Origin of the sequence: Peribacillus sp. NPDC060253, from assembly GCF_042727425.1 — a bacterium.
Taxonomy (GTDB): domain Bacteria; phylum Bacillota; class Bacilli; order Bacillales; family DSM-1321; genus Peribacillus.
Window position 1 is genome coordinate 21,519 of record NZ_JBHXAS010000064.1, and the last position, 6,373, is coordinate 27,891.

Sequence of the window (6,373 nt, forward strand, 5' to 3'; positions counted from 1 at the left end):
GTAACTTTAGGTCCCCCCTTGTTCAGGATATTAATTTTGAACTTAAACAAGGGAAGGGACTGGGTCTTGTTGGGGAAAGTGGTAGTGGTAAAACCGTTACAAGTATGTCCATTTTCAGCTACTTGACCGGAAAACATCGACAATAGAAGGCCGCATTTACCATACATGGACGTGAATTGAATGGCTTAGATGATAAATGCGTGAAATTCTAGGCAAGGACATCGCCTTTATTATGCAAAATCCGATGAATGCATTTACGCCTGTTTTTACAATTGGCAATCAATTTGTTTAATCGATTAGGTCTCATACCTCATTGAATAAAAAACAAGCTAAGGAGCTTGCCATCGATGCGATGCAAAATGTAAACCTACCAAATCCCGCGAAACCATTAACAAGCTATCCTTTTCAATTGTATGAAAATAAAAGCTTATGAATTGGACAAATAAAGACCTGATTTACAAAATCTTAACATTGGATTAATGTGGGGATTATATTGATTGATTATGATTAAACCGTAATAAACAGTAATAAACATTAAAAATTCCACATTAAATGGAGGCACTTTTTATGAATTACACATTCAAGAAGAATTGTTACAAGTCTATTCAAGCTGTGATGTTAGGAGTGAGTGTACTAGGATTAGCTGCTTGTGGATCTACTAAAGAGGAGGCTGCTCCAGTTGTTAAGGATCCAAGTTCGTTAACCCTGAAAGAAATTGAAACAAAGGCAAAAGAAGAGGGGACAATTAATAGTGTGGGTATGCCAGATTCATGGGCTAACTGGGGAGAAACGTGGAATGAAGTGATGAAAAAATATACATTGGAACACAATGATACAGATTTATCCAGTGCCGAAGAGATTGCCAAAATGGAATCTGAAGGAAAGAATGCAACAGCTGATATCGGCGATGTAGGTGTTTCCTTTGGGCCCATCGCGGAACAAAAAGAATTAACGATGCCATATAAAACTTCCTATTGGGACGAGGTACCTGACTGGGCAAAAGATGACAATGGAGATTGGGTTGTTGGATACCAAGGAACGATTGCATTCTTTACTAATAAAGAATTAGTAGATAACCCGCCAAAATCATGGGATGACATATTAAAAGGAGATTATAAAGTAACAGTTGGAGATGTTCAGCGTGGTACACAGAACCAAATGGCCGTTCTTGCTGCCGCAAAGGCTTACGGTGGTGATGAAACAAATCTCCAACCAGGAATTGACTATTTTGCTAAGCTTGCCAAGCAAGGCCGCCTCAGCTTAACTGATGCCAAGCCGGCAAACATCGAAAAAGGGGAAGTGGAAGTTGCCCTTGTTTGGGATTTCAATGCTCTTGGTTACGCTGACCAAATTAACCGCGATCAATTTGACGTCGCCATTCCACGTGAAGGTTCAGTCGTAAGCGGCTACGCAACTATTATTAACAAAAATGCAAAGCATCCGCATGCTGCGATGGCAACTAGAGAATATATCTTAAGCGATGAAGGACAAATTAACTTAGCTAAAGGATTTGCCCGTCCAATTCGCGATGTAGAACTACCGAAAGAAGTAGCTGAAAAAATGGTTCCAGAAGAACAGTACACAAATGCAAAACCAATTGAAGATTACAAAGCTTGGGAAGAAACGGCTAAGAAATTACCACAGCTTTGGCAAGAAGAGGTGTTAGTCCATGTCAAATAAAGTAATAGCAATTATTGTTGATGGTATGAGATATGATAAAGCATGTGAGGCTCTTGGATTTATTCAACATCTAGTTGAAACAAATCAGGCAGCACTTTACAAAGTAAAGTCGGAACTCCCAAGTCTTTCCCGTCCATTATATGAAGTGTTACTAACGGGTACACCGGCATCAGTGAACGGAATTACGTCCAATCAAGCCGTTCGCTTATCTACTGAGAAAAGTCTCTTTCATCTTACGAAAGAAAACGGCTTAAGAAACGGAACGGTATCTTATTACTGGGTAAGCGAACTTTATAATCGCGCGCCATTCCATTTTATTGAAGATCGTGAGCAAGAGGATGAGTCTAAGCCGATTCAATATGGAAAATTTTATTGGGATGATGACTATCCAGACAGTCATGTGTTAATGGATGCAGAAGCTTTGCGCAGAAAGTATGACCCACACTTTTTATATATTCATCCGCTCGGTGTAGATGTAAAAGGAGAAATTTTCGGTTCGGAATCGAAAGAATATCGTGAACAAATCTTAAAAATGGGAAGCTTGTTGGCACAACTTTTGCCAATTTGGATCAAAGAAGGTTACCACATTTTAATTACATCTGATCATGGCATGAGTGAATATGGCAACCATGGCGGCATAACTGATGGTGAGCGTGATGTACCGCTCTTTATCATGAGTCCAAAAGTGGAGCCTGGTGTTTACAGTGAAGTAGTTCCGCAATTAGCTTTTGCACCGCTCGTTTGTGAACTTTTAAATATTGAGCCGTCCAATAAAATGATTTCATATCAATTTCCAGGTCTGAAAGGAAAAAATACCCTTTAATAAAGATACACTATTCAACTTTAAAATGAAGAATGAAAGTTGACGGGAATTGGTTTAACGAACGTACTGTTAAACCAATTCCTAAATTGTTAAAGAACAAAGAGGAGCGAGAAGTCTTGCGAAAAATAAAAAAACAAAAAATTTACTTATTAGCTCTTTTACTGCCATTTATTATGTTTGTGATTGGATTTGAAATAGGCCCATTAGTGGCAATGATTAAAAATAGTTTTTATGCAGACGATGGAATTCAAGTTGCGATTGATCAATATATCACCATATTTAAAAGTGAATTTTACTTACAAGCCATTCAAAATAGCCTTGTCATTTCTTTGTTTTCTGCTGTAACTTCTGTGATTATAGCAGTCATTGCAGCCTATTCGATTACAAAGTTCTCACAAAAAATACAAAATCGCTTACTGATGATTGCCAATATGACGTCGAACTTTGAGGGGATTCCCCTTTCATTTTCATTTATTATTTTACTTGGAAACAATGGGTTGTTTACGTTGCTTTTTTCAAAGATTGGTGGGGATGTGTTTGCGGATTTTAATTTATATTCATGGACAGGCCTCATTCTTGTTTATATATATTTTCAAATTCCGCTTGCTATTATGCTCATCTACCCGTCTTATCAAGGAATTAAGAAACAATGGAAAGAAGCTTCTTCATTATTAGGAGGGTCAACATTATCATTTTGGCTTCACATTGGGATTCCAGTTCTTTTACCTAGTATTGTAGGTACATTCAGTATTTTGTTTGCTAATTCGATGGGAGCTTACGCTACAGCCTATGCATTAGTAGGCAGCAACTATAACTTATTGTCATTGCAAATTGCCTCTCTAGTTGCTAGTGACGTTGCATTAAAGCCGCAGCTAGGTAGTGCGATGGGAGTTCTTCTAGCAGCGACAATGATAGGGGCGATGTGGTTCAATGAACGAATGATGCGCCGCATAAGGAGGGATTTACGATGAAATCTTCATTGACTTTTCATAAAGTGATTGTTGGGTTACTAGTTATGTATTTATTAATTCCGCTTGTAGGAACATTTTTATTCTCGATTGCCGGTAAATGGGATCATACCATTTTACCTGAGAGTTATACAATGGATTGGTATATTGAATTATTTCAAGATGAACGGTTTTATGATGCTTTTCGACGAACGCTGTTTTTAATTGTCATGTCTGTAGGTCTTAGTGTTGTTATTATGCTTCCGACTATCTTTATCATCACGGTATATTTCAGTAAATGGGAAGGATTACTTCAAGCAGCAGCTATGCTTCCTTATGGAATTCCTCCCATTGTTGGAGCTGTAGGATTAATCAAGGTATATTCAGATGGACCGATTCAAATTGCCGGAACACCTTGGATTTTAATCGGTGCCTATTTCATAACGATTCTGCCATTTATGTATCAAGGTATTCGTAGCAGTCTTCGTACGATTAATGCTGTGCAGCTTGTTGATGCAGCTGAATTACTCGGTGCTACAAAATTCCAGTCGTTTCGCACAGTGGTGTTTCCAAATATTATATCTGGTATTTTAGTGTCTACCTTATTATCAGTCGCTCTTTTATTTAGTGAGTTTGCTTTTGCTAATTTGCTTGTCGGGGGCCGATTTGAAACCATTCAAATTTATCTTGCCGACAAACTAAACAGTAGTGGTCACTTAACAAGTGCAATTGTTATTACCTATTATTCAATGATTTTACTTTTAACGGGGATTGTATTAAAACTTACGTTTAGAAACGAAAAAAATCCTGTCGGGTCAAATAAGAAGCGAATTCTTTCATTTTTTAAAAAAAAATACTGTAATAAAAATACTGCTATAGAAGGTGAAAAGTAATGAGTTATGTAACCATCGATCAAGTGACCAAGGGGTATGAAAATCAAGTCGTTCTAAATGACATTTCTTTAACATTAAAAAAAGGAGAATTTGCTACACTTCTTGGGCAAAGCGGATGCGGGAAAAGTACATTATTACGTTCCATTGCGGGGCTTGAAGGTGTTGATGTAGGAAGAATCTTAATTGATGGACATGATATTACTAATTTATCACCGCGTCAGCGTGAAGTCGGTATGGTATTTCAGTCTTATGCACTTTTCCCGAATATGACCGTTTTTGACAATATCGCGTACGGCCTTAAAATGAAGAAGGTGAAAAATGTTAAATCAAAAGTAAAAAATATGATTGATATGGTTGATTTAATAGGAAAAGAAGAGTCGTTTCCTCATCAGTTATCTGGTGGACAACAGCAGAGGGTTGCTCTTGCCCGTGCGCTTGTCATGGAGCCAAAAGTACTGCTTTTGGATGAACCGTTAAGCGCATTGGATGCTAAAATTAGAAAAAGTTTGCAAAAAGAATTAAAGAGAATACAGAAAGAATTAGATATTACAACAATTTTTGTTACTCATGATCAGGAAGAAGCAATGACGATGTCTGATCGAATTTTTGTCATGAATAAAGGAAAAGTTGTACAATCCGGTTCTCCATCAGAAATTTATACTTCTCCAGTCAATACATTTGTTGCAAAATTTATCGGAAATTATAATGTTTGTAATATGGAAGTTTTCCATAAACTTGTTCGCAGCACAGAATTAAAAGGGAATGAAGTCGCCATTCGTCCTGAAGTTTTACAATTAGTTTCTGTTGGTGAGGATAGCTTGGATATACAAGAGAACTGGGGAATTAAAGGGTTTATTAAAGATGTTTCTATGACAGGGAATGTTTTAAGATATGAAGTAGAAACAGAGGAGTCCGCTTTCCTTGTAGATTATCTTCACCACCGAGGGGAAATGTTTGAGCAAGGAGCACGTGTTCAAATTCTTGTACCGAAGAAAGAATGCATTATTTTATAAATTATTAATGATCACGGGGGAAGAAATATGTCTGTTTTGCCAGAAGAAAGAAAGAATGAAATTTTAAAAGAACTTAACAAAATGGGAAAAGTAAAAGTAATGGAATTAGTTAATCAATTTAATGTTTCAGAGGAAACGATTCGACGCGATTTGATGATATTAGAAGAAAAAGGACTTTTAAAGAGGGTTTACGGTGGAGCGATTAAAACAGTCTTTGAATTTGAGGAGCCTCCATTTACACAGCGTACAACGGTGAATCAAGAAGCGAAAATTAAGGTTGGGAAAAAAGCAGTAGAACTCATTTCTAACGGAGATGTGATTGCCATTGATGTAGGGACAACCATGCTTGAATTTGCGCAGTGTATCGAAAATAAAATAGACATTACGATTTTAACCAATTCTCTTCCTGTGTCGTCTGTGTTAACCGAATTGCTCAATGAAAATAAGTTTACAGGACAAATTCTATTACTAGGAGGACAAATTGATCCAAAGCATCAATCTATAAGCGGCGGTCTCACTGAACAAATGTTAAATCAATTTAATATTGATAAAGCGTTCATTTCAGCTGGTGGTGTTTCTATTCAAAGTGGGGTTAGTAATTATCATTTACATGAAACATTAGTTTCACGCAAGATGGTCGAGGTATCAAAGCAAGTTATATTGCTAACGGATTACTCTAAAATTGGTGTCGACACATTTAGTAAAGTTTGTCCTCTAGAAAAAGTCGATGTGATTGTCTGCGAGCAACCATTTCCAGAGGAATGGAGAAATCATTCGAAATTAGAGGAGATCAATTGGATTCAAGCATAGTCAATCCATAAAAGGACATATCGAGCTGGATGAGGGAGTTCTCTCTCTTTTTGATTGGATTTTTATTGATAGCAGGTATAAAAGCTAGAAAGAGACTTTAATAGATAGAATGAGAAAAGGGGCTATATAGCATGAGTTTCATCGCGATAGATTTAGACGGAACATTATTAAACGACCAGAATGAAATTAGTGAAGATAATATAAAGG

At 37.0% G+C, this 6,373-nt stretch carries 7 protein-coding genes and 1 pseudogene; all 8 read left to right on the plus strand.

Annotation, left to right across the window (positions count from 1 at the left end):
• Positions 1-11 precede the first annotated feature (11 nt).
• A pseudogene (locus ACFWE9_RS16615) lies at positions 12-412 on the plus strand (ATP-binding cassette domain-containing protein); the annotation flags it as partial.
• A gap of 155 nt (positions 413-567) precedes the next feature.
• Complete coding sequence (locus ACFWE9_RS16620; RefSeq protein ID WP_377357761.1) at positions 568-1,680, plus strand: ABC transporter substrate-binding protein; 1,113 nt, start codon at positions 568-570, stop codon at positions 1,678-1,680.
• On the plus strand, positions 1,670-2,503 hold the full coding sequence (locus ACFWE9_RS16625) for an alkaline phosphatase family protein (RefSeq protein WP_056523983.1): 834 nt from the start codon (positions 1,670-1,672) through the stop codon (positions 2,501-2,503). Before ACFWE9_RS16620 ends, ACFWE9_RS16625 begins: the two co-directional genes overlap by 11 nt.
• 116 nt (positions 2,504-2,619) lie before the next feature.
• Positions 2,620-3,474 (plus strand): ABC transporter permease, encoded by an 855-nt coding sequence (locus tag ACFWE9_RS16630; RefSeq protein ID WP_230156687.1) that lies wholly within the window; start codon positions 2,620-2,622, stop codon positions 3,472-3,474.
• Positions 3,471-4,343: an ABC transporter permease gene (locus ACFWE9_RS16635; RefSeq protein ID WP_230156685.1), complete on the plus strand. Its 873-nt coding sequence runs from the start codon at positions 3,471-3,473 to the stop codon at positions 4,341-4,343. The genes ACFWE9_RS16630 and ACFWE9_RS16635 overlap by 4 nt, the downstream gene beginning before the upstream one ends.
• On the plus strand, positions 4,343-5,356 hold the full coding sequence (locus ACFWE9_RS16640; RefSeq protein ID WP_377357764.1) for an ABC transporter ATP-binding protein: 1,014 nt from the start codon (positions 4,343-4,345) through the stop codon (positions 5,354-5,356). The genes ACFWE9_RS16635 and ACFWE9_RS16640 overlap by 1 nt, the downstream gene beginning before the upstream one ends.
• Positions 5,357-5,383: 27 nt before the next feature.
• A complete protein-coding gene (locus ACFWE9_RS16645) occupies positions 5,384-6,166 on the plus strand; it encodes a DeoR/GlpR family DNA-binding transcription regulator (RefSeq protein WP_230156681.1) in 783 nt (260 codons plus the stop codon).
• 131 nt (positions 6,167-6,297) lie between these two features.
• The coding region (locus tag ACFWE9_RS16650) for an HAD hydrolase family protein (RefSeq protein ID WP_377357766.1) at positions 6,298-6,373 on the plus strand (76 nt) is incomplete at its 3' end.